Genomic DNA, 17,776 nt, shown 5'->3' with positions numbered 1-17,776 from the left:
ATATACTTGACCCAACAGCGCGGCTTTCCAGCCTCGCCGTTCCCGGCCTCACCGCCGGCAAGCTTCCCGACGTCGATTCTTGATTGCTCCAGATCGACGTCCGTCTCAAGGCCGCTGCTTTCAGCGGCCTTTTTTTATGCCCGGTGGAAAAGCGTCGACAGGCTGGTAGGCTGGGCGAACTCCGCGCCGCAGGCCGGATTCGACAAGGATGCCGAGATGACCACCGATAATCCCTTCGCCACACCCCACGCGCCGCTCACCGCCCCCTCAGCAGCGGCAATACCCGCCGGCAACCAGCCCCTGCAGTTCGTCGCCGCGATGATCGTGGCAGCGGCGGTGGTCCTTCTTGGCAGCACCGCCGTGCAGTGGGTCGCTGACCTGGGCACGTTCCGTGAACGCCTGCCGCAGTACCTGCCGGCGATGCTGGGGTCCTGGCTGGGCGGGCTGGTTTTCTACGCGGCGGCAGTGCTGCTGGTCGTGCACGATCAACGCGAGCGTCATGGCATCGCCCGCTTCCAGCCGCTGCCAGGGTTGCTGGTGGGCTTCGGCGTGGCCTACCTGATCACCACGATGGTCGTCAGTACGGTGGTGTCCTACCTGAGCGTGTCGTTCTACCAGTGGGCGTTCGAGCAGGACACCCGGAACCTCTGGATGGTGTTGTACGGCCAGGTCAATTCGCTGATCAGCCTGGCCCTGGGCTGCCTGCTGCCGCTCTGGGTGGTGCTGTCCCTGGCGCGCTCGCGCTCCGAACGGCTGGCGGCTGGCCAGGCCTGCGCGCTGCCGTCCTGGCAAGTGGCGCTGGGCGTGGCACTGTGTTTCAGCGCGCTGATCTACAAGGTGCTGGTCGCGCTCAGCTACGCGGCGTTCTATCTGTACAGCAGCGCGGACGGCTGGCAGTCGGTGTTCCTGCTGGCCGGGTGTGTGCTGCCCTTCGCCATCGTCATGGCAGCGGTGCAAACGCGCCTGCCGCGGCAGGTCTCGCGCTTCGGTGCTGGCCGGGTGCTAGGCTGCGCGCTGGTGTTGCTGCTGCTGTGGGGCGTGGCGATCGTGCTGGTCTCGATCCTGGTAGCCTTCGCCGCCTACACCTCGCTCAACTCCAATAGCCTGCCGCTGTACCTGGTGCCGCCGGCGATCCTGCTGCTGGCGCTGCTCTGGCCGCTGGCGCGCTGGTGCACCGGCTGGTTCTTCGCCGACGAGCTGACTCAATCCTCGCCCAAATAATCCCCGCGGCTTAGGCCATGGCGCTGCATCTTTTCGTTGAGGGTGCGGCGCGGCAGGCCGAGCAGTTCCATCACCGCCTTGATGTCGCCCTTGCACTGCGCCAGCGCCTGGCGGATGCACTGCGCCTCGTAGGCTTCCATGCGCTCGAACAGGCCGTTGCCGGCGGGCTCGATGGGCAGCTCCGCGCGGTCCAGGCCGAGCACGTGGCGCTCGGCGGCGTTGGCCAGTTCGCGCACGTTGCCGGGCCAGTCGTGGGCGAGCAGGCGGGCCAGTTCCGTCGCCGACAGCGGCGCGGCCTCGCGGGCGAATTTCTCGCTGGCCAGCAGCGCGTAGTGCTCGAACAGCAGCGGAATGTCCTCGCGACGCTCGCGCAACGGCGGCAGGCGCAGTTCGGCGACGTTCAGGCGGTACACCAGGTCCTCGCGGAAGCGCCCGGCGCGGGCCTCTTCCAGCAGGTCCGGCTTGGTCGCGGCGATCACCCGCAGGTCCACCTTGATGCTCTGGTTGGAGCCCAGGCGCTCCAGTTGCTGCTCCTGCAGCACGCGCAGCAGCTTGACCTGCTGGGCCAGCGGCATGCTCTCGATCTCGTCGAGGAACAGGCTGCCGCCGTTGGAATGCTCCAGCTTGCCGATGCGCTTGCCCTGGGCGCCGGTGAAGGCGCCGCTTTCGTGGCCGAACAGTTCGGTCTCGAACAGCTGCTCGGGAATCGCCGCGCAGTTCAGCGCGACGAAGGGCTTGCCGGCGCGCGGGCCGAAGTCGTGCAGGCAGCGGGCGACCAGCTCCTTGCCGCTGCCGGTCTCGCCGCGGATCAGCACGTTCACCGGCGTGCCGGCCAGCGCCATGATCTGCCGGCGCAGGGTTTCCATGGGCCGCGAGACGCCGAGCAGGCGCGATTCGATCTGGTCCTTGAGCGCCGCCTGTTCGCGCAGCTGGCGGTTCTCCTGCACCAGCCGGCGCTTTTCCAGGGCGCGGCGCAGGCTGTCGAGCAGGCGCTCGGGGGTGAAGGGTTTCTCGATGAAGTCGTAGGCGCCCTGGCGCATCGCCTGCACCGCCATGGGCACGTCGCCGTGGCCGGTGACCATGATCACCGGCAGGTCGCGGTCGAGTTGCTGCAAACGTTCGAGCAGGGCCAGGCCATCGGTGCCGGGCATGCGCACATCGCTGATGACCACGCTGGGCAGTTCGCGGGCGACGCTTTTCAGGCAGTCGTCCGCGCTGCTGCACAGGCGCACGTCGAAGCCGGAAAGCTGCAGCCACTGCTGCACGGCGTCGCGGATGGCGGCTTCGTCATCGACGAAGAGGATGGTCTGGCTCATGGTTTGCTGTCTTCGCTGGCGGCCGGCAGGCTCAGGCGGAACACCGCGCCGCCGGTGGGCTGGTTGGCGGCGTCGAGTCGCCCGCCGAGTTCGTGGACGATGCCATAGGATACCGCCAGCCCCAGGCCCAGTCCTTCGCCCACCGGCTTGGTGGTGAAGAAGGGGTCGAAGACGCTGGCGAGGTGCGCCTCGTCGATGCCCGGGCCGTTGTCGGCGACGTCCAGGCACCAGTGCTCGCCGTCGCGCTTAAGCGTCAGGCGGATCTCTGGCTGCGCGGTGGCGGCCACGGCATCCAGGGCGTTGCGGATCAGGTTGACCAGCACCTGCTCCAGGCGGATCGCGTCGCCCAGCACCCAGGCGGGCAGGTCGAGCTCCTGGCGGATCTCCACGCCTTCGGCGCGGGTGCGCACGGCCAGCAGTTGCAACGCCTGTTCGATCACGTGGCCCAGTTCGATGCGTTCGCGCAGGCCGCCGGGGGTCTTGCGGGCAAAGGTCTTCAGGTGGCCGGTGAGCGCGGCCATGCGTTCGAGCAGTTCGTCGACCCGCACCAGCGCGGCGCGGGCGTCGTCCTGGCGGCCGGCATCGAGCAGCAGGCGCACGCTGGCCAGTTGCATGCGCTGGGCGGTGAGCGGCTGGTTGATCTCGTGGGCCAGGGCGGCGGACATCTGCCCCAGCGCGGCCAGCTTGGCGGCCTGCACCAGGCCGTCCTGGGCGGTGCGCAGGGCGGCGGTGCGCTGTTCCACCAGGCGCTCCAGCTCTTCCTGGTTGCGCTGGCGCAGGCGCGCCAGACGCCGCCGCTGCTGCAGCCAGAGCACGAGGAACACCAGCGCCAGCCAGACACCGGCGGCGGCCAGGCGCGCGCTGGTGACATCGGACTGCACGCCGTGGGGGTTGCGCAGCAGGTGCAGGGTCCAGTCGTCTTCGGGCAGGCCGGCCGATTGCCAGAGGTAGTCGCCGCTGATGTCCTGGCCGTCGACGCGGACCATGCGCGCGTGCTCGCCCAGGGTTTCCAGCGTCCGGTGTGGCAGGGCGCTGAGCGGCTGCTTGTGGTACTGGCGCGTGTCGGCCAGTTCCGCGCGGGCCACGGCGTCCAGCGGGCGCAGTTCGCGGTAGCGCCAGCGCGGATGGTTGGCGAGGAACACCACGCCCTTGCTGTCGCTCACCAGCACCACGTCCGGAGTCTGGCTCCACTGGCGTTCGAGGTCGGGGAATTCGAGCTTGACCACGATGGCGCCGAGGAAACGGCCGTCGTCGTCGCGCAGCGCGTTGGACAGGAAGTAGCCTGGAATCCCGCTGGTCACGCCGACGGCATAGAAGCGCCCGGCGCCCTGGGCGATGGTCTGGCGGAAGTAGGGGCGGAAGCCGTAGTTGTGGCCGACGTAGCTGACGGGCAGGTCCCAGTTGCTGGCGGCCACGGCGAGGCCGGTGTGGTCCAGCAGCTCCAGGGTCGAGGAGCGCGCGGCGCCGTTGATTTCCTGGAGTTTGAGGTTGAGCCGGTGCTGCAGCTCGCCGGTCACCGGGCCGCGCATGGCGGCGCGCAGTTCCGGGTCCAGCGCGAGCACGGCGGGGATGCTGCGGAAGCGCTCGATCAGGGTGTGCAGCGAATTGGCGTAGAGGCCCAGCTGTTCATGGGCGGCTTCGGCTTCGGCGAGCAGGGCGCGGTGCCGGGCCGCCTCGCCGGCCCAGAACACCGACAGCATCAACCCGGCCAGCAGGAGCAGGCAGATCAGCAGCAGGCGAAGGGGGCGGGTAGGCGACATGTTCGACGGGGTTCGACCAACGGTCGGCGACAATAGCACGTCCGCGCGCTGGTCCGGCGCCCCGCCGCCTCGCTACACTCTGCGGCGTCCCGATGGACTCATCCCTACGGAGATGTTCGATGCAGTTGTCGTCCTGGACCCACGAAGGGTCCGCCGGTTTCACCCTGCGCGGCTGGCGCAGCGAGCCCAGCGGCAAGCCGCTGTTGCACTTCCTGCACGGCAACGGCTTCTGTGGCCGCGCCTACGAGCCGATGCTCAAGGTCCTGGCGGAGGATTTCGACCTCTGGCTGTGCGATGTGCAGGGCCACGGCGACAGCGACCACGGTGGGCGCTTCCATGGCTGGAACCGCAACGCCGAGATGGCAGTGGAAGCCTTCCAGGCCGGCAGCCCGTTGTTCGGGGACGTGCCGCATTACGCCGCTGGGCACAGTTTCGGCGGCGTGCTCACCAGCCTGATTCTCGGCCGTCATCCGCAGCTGTTCCGCCGCGCCGTGCTGCTCGACCCGGTGCTGTTCACCCCGGCGATGATCGGCGTGATGGCGCTCTCCGAAGTGCTGGGCCTGCACCAGCGCCGCACCATGGTGCAGAAGGCGCGCGGGCGGCGCAGCCAGTGGCCGGACCGCGAGGCGGCCTACGCCGGCCTGCACGGCCGCGGCATCTTCAAGGGCTGGACGGATGCGGCGCTGTGGGCCTACGTGGAGCACGCGATGAAGCGCACCGAGGCGGGCGTGGAATTGAAGTGCCGGCCCAGCCGCGAGGCGGAAATCTTCAGCTCCTTCCCCAAGCGCCTGTGGCCGTCGCTGACCAAGGTAGTGACGCCGACCCAGGTGCTGTTCGGCGAGCGCACCTACCCGTTCGTGCCCAAGTCGGTGGCGCGCTGGTGCGCAGTGAACAAGGTGGTGAGCGGCCAGTGCGTCGATGGCGGCCACTGCTTCATGCAGGAATTCCCCGAAGACAGCGCCGGGCGCGTGTCGCGCTTCCTGCTGGGCCACGAATGAACGACCCGGCCCGCGAGTCCGTCTGGCTGGCGCTGTCCGAGCTGTGGCTGGATGTCGAGCCGACGGAAGCGGATCTCGCTTACATCGCGCGGACCCTCGCGGTCAGCGGTTTTTCCCTGGACGAGCTGGACGCCATCTATCGCCTGGAGGTGGTACCGGTGGTTTACCCGAACGCCCTGGCGACAGCGGGAGAGTGGACCGGCTTCGATGCCGACTGGCTGTTCGAGAAATGCCGGCGCAATCAGCAGCGTCGCACGTACTTCCTTTATCGCTGGCGGTGCTGGTTCCTCGGCCGGACGGTCGGCGCACTGATGAATGCGCACCTGCGCCAGGTGCTGGCGCGAGTCGTCGAACTCCGCGAACGGACCGACGACGATCCGAGCTGATCCGGCTCAGTCGCCGACCTTCTTGCCCTGATGCGCACGGCGCCATTCGTCCAGGCGCACCACGTCGGCCTTGGGGCGTGGCGGCGCGGGCGTGTCGTCGAACACCGCGTCGATGATCTCTTCGTCCACCGGCGCGGCCGCCGGGTGGAAGGTGGCGACCGGCGATACCGGTGCGCGTGGCTCGGGCTCCATGCGGAAGGGCGCCAGCTCGATGCGGCCCAGGTGCTGGCCGAACATGGCGATGGTGCCGGCGTAGCGCTCCTGTCCGGTGGCGGTGAACTCAAAGGCGTATTCGCGGGCCAGGCGCAGGTGGCCCCGGCCGTCGCGCTGGAAGCGGAAACGCTGCAGGGCCATGGCGTCATCCAGCAGCTCCACGCCCTGGCGCGCGCAGTGCTGCTTGGCCAGCGCCAGCGCACGCTCGCGGATGCCATGGGCGCGCCACCACCAGGCGGCGCCCGCGACAACCAGCATGAAGATGAAAAGATTGCCCAGGTCCACGTCAGCTTCCTCGGAAACGGCGCACCAGCTTACTCACTCCGCCGCCGGGCGGCGAGGGCCGGATGTTCACAGCCTGTGAATTGCGCCCCATACTGCCCCATTCTGTAGCAGGACACCGTTATGCCGCGCACTCCCCACGTTCTCGCCATCCAGTCCCACGTCGTCTTCGGCCACGCCGGCAACAGCGCCGCCGAGTTTCCCATGCGCCGCGTCGGGGTGAACGTCTGGCCGCTGAACACCGTGCAGTTCTCCAACCATACCCAGTATGGCCACTGGACGGGCCAGGTGCTGCCGCCGGAACAGATTCCCGCCCTGGTGGATGGCATCGCCGCGATCGGCGAGCTGGGCAACTGCGATGCGGTGCTCTCGGGCTACCTGGGCAGCGCGGCGCAGGGCCGCTCGATCCTCGAGGTGGTGCGCCGCATCCGTGAGGTGAACCCGCGTGCCGTGTACCTGTGCGACCCGGTGATGGGGCACCCGGAGAAGGGCTGCATCGTCGCTCCGGAAGTCGGCGAGTTCCTGCTCCACGAAGCCGCCGCCGTGGCCGACTACCTGTGCCCGAACCAGTTGGAACTGGACAGCTTCTGCGACCGCCAGCCGACCTCCCTGGACGACTGCGCGCAGATGGCCCGTGGCCTGCTGGCGCGCGGCCCGAAGGCCATCCTGGTCAAGCACCTGAACTACCCGGGCAAGCCGGCGGACGCCTTCGAGATGCTGCTGGTGACCCAGGACGAAACCTGGCACCTGCGCCGACCGCTGCTGGCCTTCCCGCGCCAGCCGGTGGGCGTGGGCGACCTGACCTCCGGGCTGTTCCTCGCCCGCCTGCTGCTGGGCGACGACCTGCGCAGCGCCTTCGAGTTCTGCGCCGCCGCCGTGCACGAAGTGCTGCTGGAAACCCAGGCGTGCGGCAGCTACGAGCTGGAACTGGTGCGCGCCCAGGACCGCATCGCCCACCCGCGGGTGAAGTTCGAGGCGGTGAAGCTGGGGTGAGCTGAGCCGCGCGTTGGTGCTCCCTTTAAGGAGCGCGCCATGCGCGCGATCGCGGGCATGGCCCGCTCCTACAGGGGACAGTCCTGAGCTGCAGAACAGCCAGAAGCTCGCCGGCTGACTCTGTGGAGCTGCCTGACGCCAAACGACTCCCTCTCCCTTCAGGGAGAGGGCGGGGGAGAGGGCAAGCCCTTGCGCCGGAACCTGACCTGTAGGAGCGAGCTTGCTCGCGAACGGCCTAGCGCCAGAGCTGCCGGCTGATCTGTTCGCGAGCAAGCTCGCTCCTACGAAGAGCCCTTGGCTCAGAGCATGTACTTGCCCAGCAGCAATCCGCCCACCACCATCGCGGTGAGCAGGCCGAAGGCCAGGCCCAGGCGCTTCTCGATGGCCTCGCGCAGCGCCGGGCCCGCCCAGAACAGCAGGGCGCAGGTGGCGGCGAAGCGCAGGGTGCGCGCCACCACGCTTAGCGCGATGAACAGCACCAGGTCGAGCTGCGTCACGCCGCTGGTGAGGGTGATCAGCTTGTACGGCAACGGCGTGAACCCGCCCCCCAGCAGCACCATCAGCCAGCCCAGTTCGTTGTAGCGCTCGGCGACCTCGGCAAAGTTCTCCTGCAGGCCGTAGAAGGCCAGGATCGCCTGCCCCACCGTCTCGAACAGCAGCAGGCCGATGAAGTAGCCGGCGATGCCGCCCAGCACCGAGCTGACGATGCAGATCGCCGCATAGCGCCAGGCCTTGGCGCGGTTGGCCAGCACCATGGGCACCAGCAGCGCGTCCGGCGGGATGGGAAAGAACGAACTCTCGGCGAAGGTCACCCCGCCCAGCGCCAGCTCCGCCCGCGGATGCCCCGCCAGGCGCATGGTCCAGTCGTACAGCCGGCGCAGCATGGCGTCAGGCCGACTGCGGCAGGTGGTCGTCGCTGGCCGCCGGCGCGGCGTCCTGGCGCTCCACGCGCAGGGCCATGCCGCGGGCGATTTCCCGTTCGCCCATGATCACCAGGTTGGCGCCGTTCTGTTCCAGGTAGTCCACCTCGGCATCGAAGTGGGCGCGGGCGATGATGTCCAGGTTCGGGTTGATCGCCCGTGCGTGGCTGGCGATGGTCCCCGCCTCGAAGCCGTTGGGGATGGCGATCAGCAGCCAGCGCGCCGAGGTGATGTTGGCCTGGGCCAGCACCTCGGGATTGGCGGCGTTGCCCACCACCACGCAGAGGCCATGCTCGCGCAGTTCGGTGGCTTTTTCGCGCTTGTCCTCGATCACCACCAGCGGGACCTTGTCCTGGCGCAGGCGCTCGCTGACCAGCGCGCCGACGCGGCCGTGGCCGATGAGGATCGCGTGGTTCTCTTCCAGTACCGGCGGCGGCAGGTCCTGGGCTTCCACCTGGACCACGCCGGGCTCGCCCTCGGCCTTCTGCTCCTGGCGTGCCTGCAGGCGGTCGATGGCGATGAACAGCAGCGGGTTGACCAGGATCGACAGGATCGCCCCTGCCAGCACCAGGTCGCGGCCGGCTTCGGGCAGCAGGTTCAGGGTCACGCCCAGGCCGACCAGGATGAAGGAGAACTCGCCGATCTGCGCCAGGCTGGCGGCAATGGTCAGTGCGGTGCTGTTGGGATGGCCGAACATGCGCACGATGATGTACGCCGCCACCGACTTGCCGAAGACGATCACCAGGAAGGTCGCCAGCACCGGCAGCGGCTCGTGGATCAGGATGGCCGGGTTGAACAGCATGCCGACCGAGACGAAGAACAGCACGGCGAAGGCGTCGCGCAGCGGCAGCGAGTTCTCGGCGGCTTCGTGGCTGAGTTCGGACTCGTTGAGGATCATCCCGGCGAAGAATGCGCCCAGGGCGAAGGACACGCCGAAGACCACCGCCGAGCCGTAGGCGATGCCCAGGGCGATGGCCAGCACGGCCAGGGTGAACAGCTCACGCGAGCCGGTCTTGGCCACGCGCTCCAGGGCCCAGGGCACGATGCGCCGGCCGCCGAGGATCATCACCGCGACGAAGGCGGCGACCTTGCCCAGGGTCAGCAGGATCGGCATCAGCAGGCCGCCCTCATTGCCGTCGGAGGTGCCGCCCAGGGAGCCGGCCAGCGCCGGCAGCAGCACCAGGGTGAGGACCATGGCCAGGTCCTCGACGATCAGCCAGCCGATGGCGATGCGCCCGCGCTTGGTGTCGATCAGCTGGCGCTGCTCCAGCGCGCGCAGCAATACCACGGTGCTGGCCACCGACAGCGCGAGGCCGAACACCAGGCCGCCGCCGAAGTTCCAGCCCATCATCCAGGCCAGGCCCAGGCCGAGCAGGGTGGCGACGCCGATCTGCACCACCGCACCGGGGATGGCGATGGCTTTCACCGAGAGCAGGTCTTTAAGCGAGAAGTGCAGGCCGACGCCGAACATCAGCAGGATCACGCCCAGTTCGGCGATCTCCGTGGACAGCGCCTGGTCGGCGACGTAGCCGGGGGTGAAGGGGCCGGCCAGCACGCCGGCGAGCAGGTAGCCCACCAGTGGCGAGATACGCAGGCGGTTGGCCAGGGCGCCGAGGACGAAGGCCAGCACGAAGCCGACGGCGAGGGTGGTCAGTAGCGGGGTGTGATGCATGGTCTGGGCTCCGGGCACTCAGGGAGCGACCGGACTGCGCATCAGCACCGGGTCGCTCGACGGTGGGTCACGGGGGCAAACCCGCGTATGAAAAGTCTAGGCGTAGTAATGAATTCCTACCTTGCTTTCACGCAAGGGTAACCTGTTGACGCATTAGGAAATTTCCGCGACACGCGGGATTTCTTTTCAGGAAATGTCGTGAACGTCCGTCATTCGTGGCGAAGCTCGGCGTAGCGCTGTTCCAGCTCCTGGCGAATTTGCCGACGCTGCTGGGCCTGGGCGAAACGACGCTTCTCGTCCTTGGTCTGCGGCACCAGCTGCGGCACTTCGATCGGCTTGCGCTCGTCATCCAGCGCCACCATGGTGAAGAAGCAGCTGTTGGTGTGGCGCACGGATTTTTCCCGGATGTTCTCGGTGACCACCTTCACGCCGATCTCCATGGAGGTGCGGCCGGTGTAGTTCACCGAGGCGAGGAAGGTGACCAGCTCGCCGACATGGATCGGCTGGCGGAAGATCACCTGGTCCACCGACAGGGTCACCACGTAGTAGCCGGCGTAACGGCTGGCGCAGGCGTAGGCGACTTCGTCGAGGTACTTGAGCAGGGTGCCACCGTGGACATTGCCGGAGAAGTTGGCCATGTCGGGGGTCATCAGGACGGTCATGCTGAGCTGGTGGTTGCCAGGTTCCATGGAATTCTCTTCGGAATCATCTTGGGAAAAGGAAAGGGCCTTACTCTGGACAACCGGAGCGGGGCTGGCGACACAGTTTTTTCTATACCGCCGATTGGCGGCCGGCACCAGTGGGCCCTCCGCCAGCGGTCTATCCGCCGTGCGATCAACGCCCCGCAACGCAAACGGGCGACCCTGGGTCGCCCGTTTGCGTGGTTGGCCGGCTCAGCGCCCGGCGGAGAGGCCGAAGTCGATGGCCAGGTCCGCGCCGGTGATGGCTTCGGATTCCGGCTTGCACAGGTACCAGACCAGCTCGGCGACTTCCTCGGGGCGAATGAAGCGCGCCACCTTGCCCTGTGGATAATCTCTCAGCAGCGCCAGCTTGTAGGCCGCGGGGTTGCCCTGGCCGTAGCGCTCGGCCTGGTAGTCGAGCATCGGTGTGGCGATGTCCGCCGGGGAGATGGCGTTGACCCGCACGCCGGATTCGGCCAGCTCCAGCGCCAGGGTGCGGGTGAGCATGGTCAGCGCCGCCTTGCTCGCGCAGTAGGCCGCGGAGCCACGATAGGCCTGGCGGCCGGAATCGCTGGAGATGTTGACGATGCAGCCGTGGTTTTCCTTCAGGTAGGGCGTCGCCGCCTGGCACATGTAGAAGGCGGCCTTGAGGTTCACGCCCATGACCAGGTCGAAGTCGTCTTCGTTGAAGTCTTCCACCGGGCCTTCGCGCCAGACGCCGGCGGCGTTCACCAGGGCGTCGAGGCGGCCGGTGCGGGCGAGGATGTCGGAGATCAGGCTGTGGCAGTTGTCGGCGCGTCGCAGGTCGCCAACGGCGGTGGCATCCAGCGGCACCTGGGCGTTGAGCGCATGCAGGCCAGCTTTGTCCACGTCGGTTGCGGCGATGCGCCAGTGGCTTTGGGCGAAACGTTTGGCGATGGCTTTTCCGAGGCCACCGGCGGCGCCGGTGATCAGTACGACGGGAGTGCTCATTGTCTACGGGTTCTCCCTGCCTGAGAGAGCACGGCGGCCGGCAGGCAGTACCGGCGGCGCCGCGTTGATCACGAAGCGCGTCTGCGCCCCGTGCAATTACAGACCAAGAAAAGACCAGATTCTTCAGTCTGACAGGGTAAATTTTTCGTAAGGCTGTCGTGTGTCAGTGGGTGAGTTGAACAGGTCGAGTCAGCGGCAAGATCAAAAGCCCCTCACCCTAACCCTCTCCCGGAGGGAGAGGGGACTCAATGGCGCGTGATGAGACTGCGCTATCAGCCGGCACGGACGGCCCCCTCTCCCTGAGGGAGAGGGCTGGGGTGAGGGGGCAGCCCAGGCGCTGAGCCACCCATTACGCGTGATGCAGGTACCAGCGCCAGTCCTGCTCGCCCACTTCGCCCATGAACTGGCGGTACTCCTCCCACTTGATCGCCAGGAACACCTTGAGGAAGTCCTCGCCCAGCGCCTCGCGGGCCCAGCTGGAAGCCTCCAGCGCGCGCAGCGCGGTGAGCCAGTCGGTGGGGAGGAATTCGGTGGCCTGCTCGTAGCCGTTGCCGACGATGGGCGCGCCGGGGTCGATCTGCTCGCGGATGCCCTCGTGGATCGCCGCGAGGATCGCCGCCGCCGCCAGGTACGGGTTGGCGTCGGCGCCGCAGATGCGGTGCTCGATGTGCCGGCTTTTCGCCGGGCCGCCGGGTACGCGGAACGACACGGTGCGGTTGTTCACGCCCCAGCTCTTGGCCAGCGGTGCATAGCTGTTGGCCTGGAAGCGGCGGAAGGAGTTGGCGTTGGGGCAGAAGATCGCCAGGGAATCGAGCAACCGCGCCATCATGCCGCCGATGGAGTGGCGCAGCAGCGGAGTGCCGTGAATGTCTTCGCTGGCGTAGAGGTTGTTGCCCTGCGCATCGGCCAGGCTGACGTGCAGGTGCATGCCGGAGCCGGCGCGGTCGCCGAACGGCTTGGCCATGAAGCAGGCCTGCAGCCCGTGCTTGTTCGCCACGCCCTTCACCAGGCGCTTGTAGCGCACGCCTTCGTCGATGGCCTGCATCACGTCGAAGCGGTGCTCCAGGGTCAGCTCGACCTGGCCCGGCGCGTACTCGGAAATCGCCGTGCGCACCGGCAGGCCCTGGACTTCGCAGGCGGCGCAGAGATCGTCGAGGAACGGCTGCAATTGCTCCAGCTCGTAGACGCCATAGACCTGCGGCGCCTCCGGGCGGATGCCGTTCATCTGCAGCGCCGGCTGCGGGCGACCGTGGGCGTCGCGCTGCTTGTCCAGCAGGTAGAACTCCAGCTCCACCGCCATCACCGGGTGGAAGCCGTCGGCCTTGAGCCGGTCGACCACGCGCGACAGCGCCTGGCGCGGGTCGGCCGGCGTGGCGGGCAGGCCCTGGGTCGGGTGCATGCTCACCTGCAACTGGCCGGTGGGGCTGGCGCGCCAGGGCTGCAGGGTCAGGCTGCCGGGCAGCGGGTAGGTCCAGCAGTCGGCGTCGGCTACTTCCCAGACCAGCCCGGTGCCTTCGACGTCCTCGCCCTGCACGGTCAGCGCGAGGATCGAGCTGGGCAGCGGGCGACCATTGTCGTAGATCGCCAGCAGCTCGTCGCGGTGCAGCAGCTTGCCGCGCGGGATGCCGTTGGCGTCGATGATGAACAGTTCGATGCTGCGCACCTCCGGGTGCGCGGCGAGGAAGGCTTCGGCTTCCTTTCGATCGGCGAATTGCATGGTGGTCCTCGGTGGCGCGGTGCGCCGGAGTATGTGCTCTTCGTAGGAGCGAGCTTGCTCGCGAACCAGCTCCGCTGCGGACCCGCAGGAGAACGTTCGCGAGCAAGAACTGGGCGTCCCCCTCGCTCCTACAGGGTCAGGTGTCGATCAGGCCTCACGCGCGCCAGGAATCGCCAGCAGCTCTGTGATGCCGGCATCGAGGGTCTCGATCAGGCGGTCGACGTCGGCGGCGGTGGTGTCCGGGCAGCACAGGGTCATGTTGTGGAACGGTGTGATGAGGATGCCGCGGTTGATCAGGTACAGGTGCAGGGCCATCTGCAGCTCGTCGTGGAAGGCCGCTTCGGCCTCGGCGCCGGTGCGCGGCGAGACGGGGCAGAACTGGAACTCGCTGCGCGCGCCCAGCTCGGTCACCGACCACTTCAGCCCGTGCTTGGCGATCAGCCGGCGGAAGCCGTCGGCCAGGCGCTTGGCCAGCGGCAGCATGTGGTCGTAGGCCGCCTGGGTCATCACCTGCTCCAGGTTGGCGCGCATGCAGTGCATGGCCAGGGCGTTGGCCGAGAGCGTGGTGCCCATGCCGCTGTGGCCGTGGCCATGGCTGTCTTCCTGGGCGGTCTTGCGCGAGGCGGCCATGCGTTCGGCCATCTCCGCGCTGCAGCCGAAGATGCCGCAGGGCACGCCGCCGGCGATCGGCTTGCCGACCACGAAGAAGTCCGGGTCGAGGTTCCACAGCTTCGTGCAGCCGCCGATGTTGGTGGAGATGGTGTGGGTTTCATCGATGATCAGCAACGAGCCGTACTTGCGGGTCAGCTCGCGGCACTTCTGCATGAAGCCCGGATCGGGCAGAACCATGCCGATGTTGGTCATCGCCGGCTCGCACAGCAGGGCGCAGACGTCGCCCTGGGCCAGCGCGGCTTCCAGCGCGGCCACGTCGTTGAAGGGGATGGAGCGGCTGTGCTGGGTCAGGTCGTAGGCCTGGCCGACCAGGCCGGAGCGGTGCACGGTTTCGCCGTCGCGGTAGCGCACCATCACGTCGTCCACGGTGCCGTGGTAGCAGCCGTCGAATACCAGCAGCGTCTTGCGCCGGGTCACCGCGCGAGCCCAGCGCAGCACGTAGCGGTTGGAGTCGGTGGCGGTGGCGGTCACCTGCCAGTACGGCAGGCCGAAGCGCGCGGCGAGCAGTTCGCCGCAGACCACGGCGTCTTCGCCCGGCAGCATGGTGGTCAGGCCGCGCGCGCCCTGCTCGGCGAGGGCGCGGGCGATCGGCGCGGGGGAGTGGCCGAACATGCTGCCGGTGTCGCCCAGGCAGAAGTCCACGTAGTCATGGCCGTCGACGTCATAGAAGCGGGCGCCCTGGGCGCGCTCGACGAACAGCGGGCAGGGCGTGGACCAGTCGGCCATCCAGTGCATCGGCACGCCGGCGTACAGCGACTGGTGCGCACGCTTGGCGAGGGCGACGGATTTGGGGTTCTGTTCCAGGAAGCGCTGGCGCTCGCGGGCCGTGAAGAGATCCACGGCCTGTTGGGCGATTCCGCTGGCGGTCATGTTGCACACCTCGTGTGTTTTTTCGCACATCTTCCATTTGTGATCACAAAAAAGTCAATACAGGCTGTTAGCTGCCTGATAATCTGGATCACAGTGAATTCTGTGATCACAGAGTGTGAGCGAATCCATGAATGACATCACGAGCACCACTGCCTGGGCCGGCCAGGTCGCCCTGGTCAGCGGCGCCGGCAGCGAGTCCGGCATCGGTTTCGCCAGCGCTCGCCGCCTCGCCCGGCACGGCGCCAAGCTGCTGTTGACGGCCAGCAGCGAGCGCGTCCTGCAGCGGGCGCAGGCGCTGTGCGCCGAAGGCTACGAGGCGCGCGCGCTGCCGGCCGACCTCACCTGCGAAGCCGATGTGGCCACGCTGGCCGACTGGGCGCAGGCGCAATGGGGAAGGGTCGACGTGCTGGTGAACAACGCCGGCATGGCCATGCAGGGCAGCCCGGAACCCTTCGCCGAGCTGGCGGCGATGGACCTGGCGACCTGGAACCTGTCGCTGGCGCGTAACCTGACCAGCGCCTTCCTGCTGACCCGCGCGCTGTTGCCGGGCATGTTGGAGCGCGGCTACGGGCGCATCGTCAACGTCAGTTCCACCACCGGCGTGCGCGCCAGCAATCCGGGCGAGTCCGCCTACAGCGCGGCCAAGGCCGGGATGCTCGGCATGAGCATGGGCCTGGCGCTGGAAGTGGCGCGCCGCGGGGTGACGGTCAACAGCGTGGCGCCGGGCTGGATCGCCACCGGTTCCAGCAGCGAGGAAGAAATCCAGGCCGGCCGGCGTACGCCGCTCGGCCGATCCGGGCGACCGGAGGAGGTGGCCGCGGCCATCGCCTTCCTGGCCTCGCCCGACGCCAGCTACATCACCGGCGAAGTGCTGGTGGTGGACGGCGGCAACTGTCTGATCGAAAACAAGGGATAAGCACGATGCAACACGACTGCAGCCTCACCTTCGCCCAACTGCCGGCGCCGCCGGCCGGCCGGGAGTAATGCGCGATGGCCGACAACCTTCAGGAACAGCTGTACCAGAATCTGCGCCAGGCCCTCTTGAGCGGGCGCTTCCAGCCCGGCGAGCGGCTGAAGATCCGCGACCTGGCCGATGAATGGGGCACCAGCCCGATGCCCGTCCGCGCCGCCCTGCAACGGCTGGTGGCCGAGGGGGCGCTGGAAGGCGAGCCGCAGCGCTCGCTGCGGGTGCCGGTGATGACCCGCGAGCGCTATCTGCAGATCCTGCAGGTGCGGCAATCCCTGGAGGGACTGGCGGTGGAGGATGCGGCCCGGCACCTCAAGCCCGCCGACCTGGCGCTGCTGCGCGATTGCACCGAACGCATGGAAGCCGCCCTGAAGGCGCGGGATGTCCAGGGCTACCTGGAGGCCAACAGCCTGTTCCACTTGACCCTCTACCGCGCCTGCGGCAACCCCACGCTGCTGCGCATGATCGAGGCGCTCTGGTTGCAGGTCGGGCCGTTCTTCAACCGCCTGTTCACCGAGGCCGACCTCTCGCTGCGCCTGAACGACTTCCACGAAGACGCCCTGCAGGCGCTGGAACGCGGCGATGGCGCGGGCGCGCGCAAGGCCATCGAGCAGGACCTGGGCTACTGCGGCCAGTACCTGCTCAATCTGCTGGAGCTGGAAAGCGGCGGGCGGTTGGGCGTGCGCTGATCGCGGAACATCGACCGGCGGATTCGGAAACGTCGCATCCTTGCTTCGGATGCGTCTGATTGGAACACCGGTTGGGGCGCGCGAGATTCGTCGGCCCGTTCCTGTACCGAGATGCTCCCGTGAAAACCCCTTTCTGGCGGACCATGGCCGTTGCGGCCTGCCTGCTGGTCGGCCTGTACATCCTCAACCCGTTCGGCGTGCCGAGCCAGGACCCGCGTCTGCGGCTGCTGGGCGGTTCGACCTTCTCCATCAAGTCGTCGTCGATGACGCCCGGCCTGCAGCCGGGCGACTACATCCTGGTCAACTCGGCGACCTACGCCTTCGGCGAGCCGGCCGATGGCGAGGTGGTGGTGTTCCGCCCGCCGGACGACCCGGCGCAGATCTACATCAAGCGCATAGCCGGCCGCCCCGGTGATCGCGTGCGGATCACCGGCGGAAAGCTGTTCGTGAATGACCGGGAAGTGACCCAGCCCTACCTGGATGCGCGGCAGAACCAGCGCGAGGACTCACGCCAGGTTCCGGAGCGCGTCATCCCCGAGGGCCAGTACTTCATGCTCGGCGACAACCGCGACAACTCCCAGGACAGCCGCTACTTCGGCTACGTGCCCAGGGCGAACCTGATCGGCCGCGCCGCGTACGTCTGGTATGCCAGGGACTCGGGGCGCATCGGCCCGTTGCACTAAGGGCCAGGCGCGCCACGGCAGGCGCTCTTCACGGCGTCTTGATGAAGCGGACGTTGTCCTTCTTGATCAGGATCGTTTCGCCGTTGAGCTGCTCGAATTCGTAATAGTCATTGTATTTATCGTAGTCGGAGTGATCCTTCACCAGGATTTCGCTGCCGTCCTGCAGCGTCACCACGGCCTTGTCGGCGCATCCGGCGAGGCCGAGCAGCAACAGGCAGGTGAACAAGGCTTTCAACTTCATAGTTTCTCCACGGGGCATCGTACCCGCCCGGGCAGCAAGGGCTGGAGGTACGCTGGGTTGCCTGTGTGACCATGGAAGTTTCAGGAAATTCCGACACCCCCCCTCAAGTATCGAGCCATACGTCGCGTGCCCAGGTCCACACCGAGTCCCAGGTTTCCTCGGTGAGTTCGCCGTCGGCCCAGAGCACCACCTCGCCGTCCTCGGCGACCGCATAGTAGTCGTCACCATCGGCGCAGAGCGGGATCAGCTCGCGCGGCAGGCCGCTGGCCCAGGCCACGGCAGCCACTTCCGGCAGGTAGGTGTGGGACTGCGGATCGGTCACGGTGACCGGCTCCAGGCGGCCGTAGATCACATCGCTGACCTGCAGGAGAAACTCGCGGAATTCCGACGGAATGCCGATCAGCAGCTCTTCCTCGATCTCCACCAGCAGTTCTTCATCCGGTAGCTCCAGCGGCACGGGTACCGGCTCGTTCACTTCACGCAGCTTTTCGATCACATCTTCCACAGGCGGGGCCTCTCTACGT

At 67.8% G+C, this 17,776-nt stretch carries 18 protein-coding genes; 7 read left to right on the top strand and 11 right to left on the bottom strand.

Going from position 1 to position 17,776, the window contains the following annotated elements:
- The first annotated feature begins 216 nt into the window (after nucleotides 1-216).
- Nucleotides 217-1,221, top strand: a complete 1,005-nt coding sequence (locus tag N0B71_RS07945) for a hypothetical protein (protein ID WP_259758210.1) — start codon at nucleotides 217-219, stop codon at nucleotides 1,219-1,221.
- Here the strand turns inward: N0B71_RS07945 and N0B71_RS07940 are convergent.
- The gene (locus tag N0B71_RS07940; RefSeq protein ID WP_259758209.1) at nucleotides 1,203-2,537 is read right to left on the bottom strand and encodes a sigma-54-dependent transcriptional regulator; all 1,335 of its coding nucleotides are present in this window, start codon (nucleotides 2,535-2,537) and stop codon (nucleotides 1,203-1,205) included. The genes N0B71_RS07945 and N0B71_RS07940 overlap by 19 nt on opposite strands.
- Nucleotides 2,534-4,297, bottom strand: a complete 1,764-nt coding sequence (locus N0B71_RS07935) for a sensor histidine kinase (protein ID WP_259758208.1) — start codon at nucleotides 4,295-4,297, stop codon at nucleotides 2,534-2,536. Before N0B71_RS07935 ends, N0B71_RS07940 begins: the two co-directional genes overlap by 4 nt.
- A gap of 119 nt (nucleotides 4,298-4,416) precedes the next feature.
- Here N0B71_RS07935 and N0B71_RS07930 point away from each other — a divergent pair, with 119 nt between their 5' ends.
- Together N0B71_RS07930 and N0B71_RS07925 are read left to right on the top strand one after the other, a co-directional pair.
- A complete protein-coding gene (locus N0B71_RS07930; protein ID WP_259758207.1) occupies nucleotides 4,417-5,295 on the top strand; it encodes an alpha/beta fold hydrolase in 879 nt (292 codons plus the stop codon).
- Nucleotides 5,292-5,681: a DUF7079 family protein gene (locus N0B71_RS07925; protein WP_259758206.1), complete on the top strand. Its 390-nt coding sequence runs from the start codon at nucleotides 5,292-5,294 to the stop codon at nucleotides 5,679-5,681. Before N0B71_RS07930 ends, N0B71_RS07925 begins: the two co-directional genes overlap by 4 nt.
- Before the next feature lie 6 nt (nucleotides 5,682-5,687).
- On the opposite strand, the gene N0B71_RS07920 is transcribed toward N0B71_RS07925, so the two are convergent.
- Complete coding sequence (locus N0B71_RS07920; RefSeq protein ID WP_442964670.1) at nucleotides 5,688-6,152, bottom strand: DUF3301 domain-containing protein; 465 nt, start codon at nucleotides 6,150-6,152, stop codon at nucleotides 5,688-5,690.
- Nucleotides 6,153-6,299: 147 nt separating this feature from the next.
- On the opposite strand from N0B71_RS07920, the gene pdxY reads away from it, so the two are divergent.
- Nucleotides 6,300-7,169: a pyridoxal kinase PdxY gene (gene pdxY / locus N0B71_RS07915; protein WP_259758204.1), complete on the top strand. Its 870-nt coding sequence runs from the start codon at nucleotides 6,300-6,302 to the stop codon at nucleotides 7,167-7,169.
- Between the two features lie 299 nt (nucleotides 7,170-7,468).
- Here the strand turns inward: pdxY and N0B71_RS07910 are convergent, their stop codons facing one another.
- From N0B71_RS07910 to N0B71_RS07885, 6 genes are all read right to left on the bottom strand, one after another.
- Entirely contained in the window at nucleotides 7,469-8,053 is a 585-nt protein-coding gene (locus N0B71_RS07910; protein ID WP_024766834.1) for a YqaA family protein, read from the bottom strand.
- A 4-nt stretch (nucleotides 8,054-8,057) separates the two neighbouring features.
- Complete coding sequence (gene ybaL, locus N0B71_RS07905; RefSeq protein ID WP_259758203.1) at nucleotides 8,058-9,761, bottom strand: YbaL family putative K(+) efflux transporter; 1,704 nt, start codon at nucleotides 9,759-9,761, stop codon at nucleotides 8,058-8,060.
- A 209-nt stretch (nucleotides 9,762-9,970) separates the two neighbouring features.
- Nucleotides 9,971-10,450 carry an acyl-CoA thioesterase gene (locus N0B71_RS07900; RefSeq protein WP_017521492.1) on the bottom strand — a complete coding sequence of 160 codons (480 nt, stop codon included), beginning with the start codon at nucleotides 10,448-10,450 and terminating at the stop codon, nucleotides 9,971-9,973.
- A 204-nt stretch (nucleotides 10,451-10,654) separates the two neighbouring features.
- Nucleotides 10,655-11,413 carry an SDR family NAD(P)-dependent oxidoreductase gene (locus tag N0B71_RS07895; RefSeq protein ID WP_259758201.1) on the bottom strand — a complete coding sequence of 253 codons (759 nt, stop codon included), beginning with the start codon at nucleotides 11,411-11,413 and terminating at the stop codon, nucleotides 10,655-10,657.
- A gap of 349 nt (nucleotides 11,414-11,762) precedes the next feature.
- On the bottom strand, nucleotides 11,763-13,130 hold the full coding sequence (locus N0B71_RS07890) for a glutamine synthetase family protein (protein ID WP_259758200.1): 1,368 nt from the start codon (nucleotides 13,128-13,130) through the stop codon (nucleotides 11,763-11,765).
- A 147-nt stretch (nucleotides 13,131-13,277) separates the two neighbouring features.
- Nucleotides 13,278-14,672: an aspartate aminotransferase family protein gene (locus N0B71_RS07885; RefSeq protein ID WP_259758199.1), complete on the bottom strand. Its 1,395-nt coding sequence runs from the start codon at nucleotides 14,670-14,672 to the stop codon at nucleotides 13,278-13,280.
- A gap of 127 nt (nucleotides 14,673-14,799) precedes the next feature.
- Here N0B71_RS07885 and N0B71_RS07880 point away from each other — a divergent pair, with 127 nt between their 5' ends.
- The 3 genes from N0B71_RS07880 (at nucleotide 14,800) to lepB (ending at nucleotide 17,011) form a co-directional block, all read left to right on the top strand.
- Nucleotides 14,800-15,588 carry an SDR family NAD(P)-dependent oxidoreductase gene (locus N0B71_RS07880; protein ID WP_259758198.1) on the top strand — a complete coding sequence of 263 codons (789 nt, stop codon included), beginning with the start codon at nucleotides 14,800-14,802 and terminating at the stop codon, nucleotides 15,586-15,588.
- Between the two features lie 74 nt (nucleotides 15,589-15,662).
- On the top strand, nucleotides 15,663-16,328 hold the full coding sequence (locus N0B71_RS07875) for a GntR family transcriptional regulator (protein ID WP_311197215.1): 666 nt from the start codon (nucleotides 15,663-15,665) through the stop codon (nucleotides 16,326-16,328).
- Between the two features lie 119 nt (nucleotides 16,329-16,447).
- Complete coding sequence (gene lepB / locus N0B71_RS07870; protein ID WP_259758197.1) at nucleotides 16,448-17,011, top strand: signal peptidase I; 564 nt, start codon at nucleotides 16,448-16,450, stop codon at nucleotides 17,009-17,011.
- Between the two features lie 28 nt (nucleotides 17,012-17,039).
- On the opposite strand, the gene N0B71_RS07865 is transcribed toward lepB, so the two are convergent.
- Together N0B71_RS07865 and N0B71_RS07860 are read right to left on the bottom strand one after the other, a co-directional pair.
- Nucleotides 17,040-17,252: a YgdI/YgdR family lipoprotein gene (locus N0B71_RS07865; protein WP_017521498.1), complete on the bottom strand. Its 213-nt coding sequence runs from the start codon at nucleotides 17,250-17,252 to the stop codon at nucleotides 17,040-17,042.
- A 103-nt stretch (nucleotides 17,253-17,355) separates the two neighbouring features.
- Entirely contained in the window at nucleotides 17,356-17,757 is a 402-nt protein-coding gene (locus N0B71_RS07860; protein WP_184595010.1) for an SMI1/KNR4 family protein, read from the bottom strand.
- Between the last annotated feature and the right edge of the window lie 19 nt (nucleotides 17,758-17,776).

Origin of the sequence: Pseudomonas sp. GCEP-101 (assembly GCF_025133575.1) — a bacterium.
Classification (GTDB): domain Bacteria; phylum Pseudomonadota; class Gammaproteobacteria; order Pseudomonadales; family Pseudomonadaceae; genus Pseudomonas; species Pseudomonas nitroreducens_B.
This window is presented reverse-complemented; position numbering and strand designations above follow the sequence as displayed.

What these genes read in the sequence shown, in the direction of transcription:
- N0B71_RS07945 (WP_259758210.1), top strand. Translation starts at nt 217, where the DNA reads ATGACCACCGATAATCCCTTCGCCACACCCCACGCGCCGCTCACCGCC.
- N0B71_RS07940 (WP_259758209.1), bottom strand. Translation starts at nt 2,537, where the DNA reads ATGAGCCAGACCATCCTCTTCGTCGATGACGAAGCCGCCATCCGCGAC.
- N0B71_RS07935 (WP_259758208.1), bottom strand. Translation starts at nt 4,297, where the DNA reads ATGTCGCCTACCCGCCCCCTTCGCCTGCTGCTGATCTGCCTGCTCCTG.
- N0B71_RS07930 (WP_259758207.1), top strand. Translation starts at nt 4,417, where the DNA reads ATGCAGTTGTCGTCCTGGACCCACGAAGGGTCCGCCGGTTTCACCCTG.
- N0B71_RS07925 (WP_259758206.1), top strand. Translation starts at nt 5,292, where the DNA reads ATGAACGACCCGGCCCGCGAGTCCGTCTGGCTGGCGCTGTCCGAGCTG.
- N0B71_RS07920 (WP_442964670.1), bottom strand. Translation starts at nt 6,152, where the DNA reads ATGCTGGTTGTCGCGGGCGCCGCCTGGTGGTGGCGCGCCCATGGCATC.
- pdxY (WP_259758204.1), top strand. Translation starts at nt 6,300, where the DNA reads ATGCCGCGCACTCCCCACGTTCTCGCCATCCAGTCCCACGTCGTCTTC.
- N0B71_RS07910 (WP_024766834.1), bottom strand. Translation starts at nt 8,053, where the DNA reads ATGCTGCGCCGGCTGTACGACTGGACCATGCGCCTGGCGGGGCATCCG.
- ybaL (WP_259758203.1), bottom strand. Translation starts at nt 9,761, where the DNA reads ATGCATCACACCCCGCTACTGACCACCCTCGCCGTCGGCTTCGTGCTG.
- N0B71_RS07900 (WP_017521492.1), bottom strand. Translation starts at nt 10,450, where the DNA reads ATGGAACCTGGCAACCACCAGCTCAGCATGACCGTCCTGATGACCCCC.
- N0B71_RS07895 (WP_259758201.1), bottom strand. Translation starts at nt 11,413, where the DNA reads ATGAGCACTCCCGTCGTACTGATCACCGGCGCCGCCGGTGGCCTCGGA.
- N0B71_RS07890 (WP_259758200.1), bottom strand. Translation starts at nt 13,130, where the DNA reads ATGCAATTCGCCGATCGAAAGGAAGCCGAAGCCTTCCTCGCCGCGCAC.
- N0B71_RS07885 (WP_259758199.1), bottom strand. Translation starts at nt 14,672, where the DNA reads ATGACCGCCAGCGGAATCGCCCAACAGGCCGTGGATCTCTTCACGGCC.
- N0B71_RS07880 (WP_259758198.1), top strand. Translation starts at nt 14,800, where the DNA reads ATGAATGACATCACGAGCACCACTGCCTGGGCCGGCCAGGTCGCCCTG.
- N0B71_RS07875 (WP_311197215.1), top strand. Translation starts at nt 15,663, where the DNA reads ATGGCCGACAACCTTCAGGAACAGCTGTACCAGAATCTGCGCCAGGCC.
- N0B71_RS07865 (WP_017521498.1), bottom strand. Translation starts at nt 17,252, where the DNA reads ATGAAGTTGAAAGCCTTGTTCACCTGCCTGTTGCTGCTCGGCCTCGCC.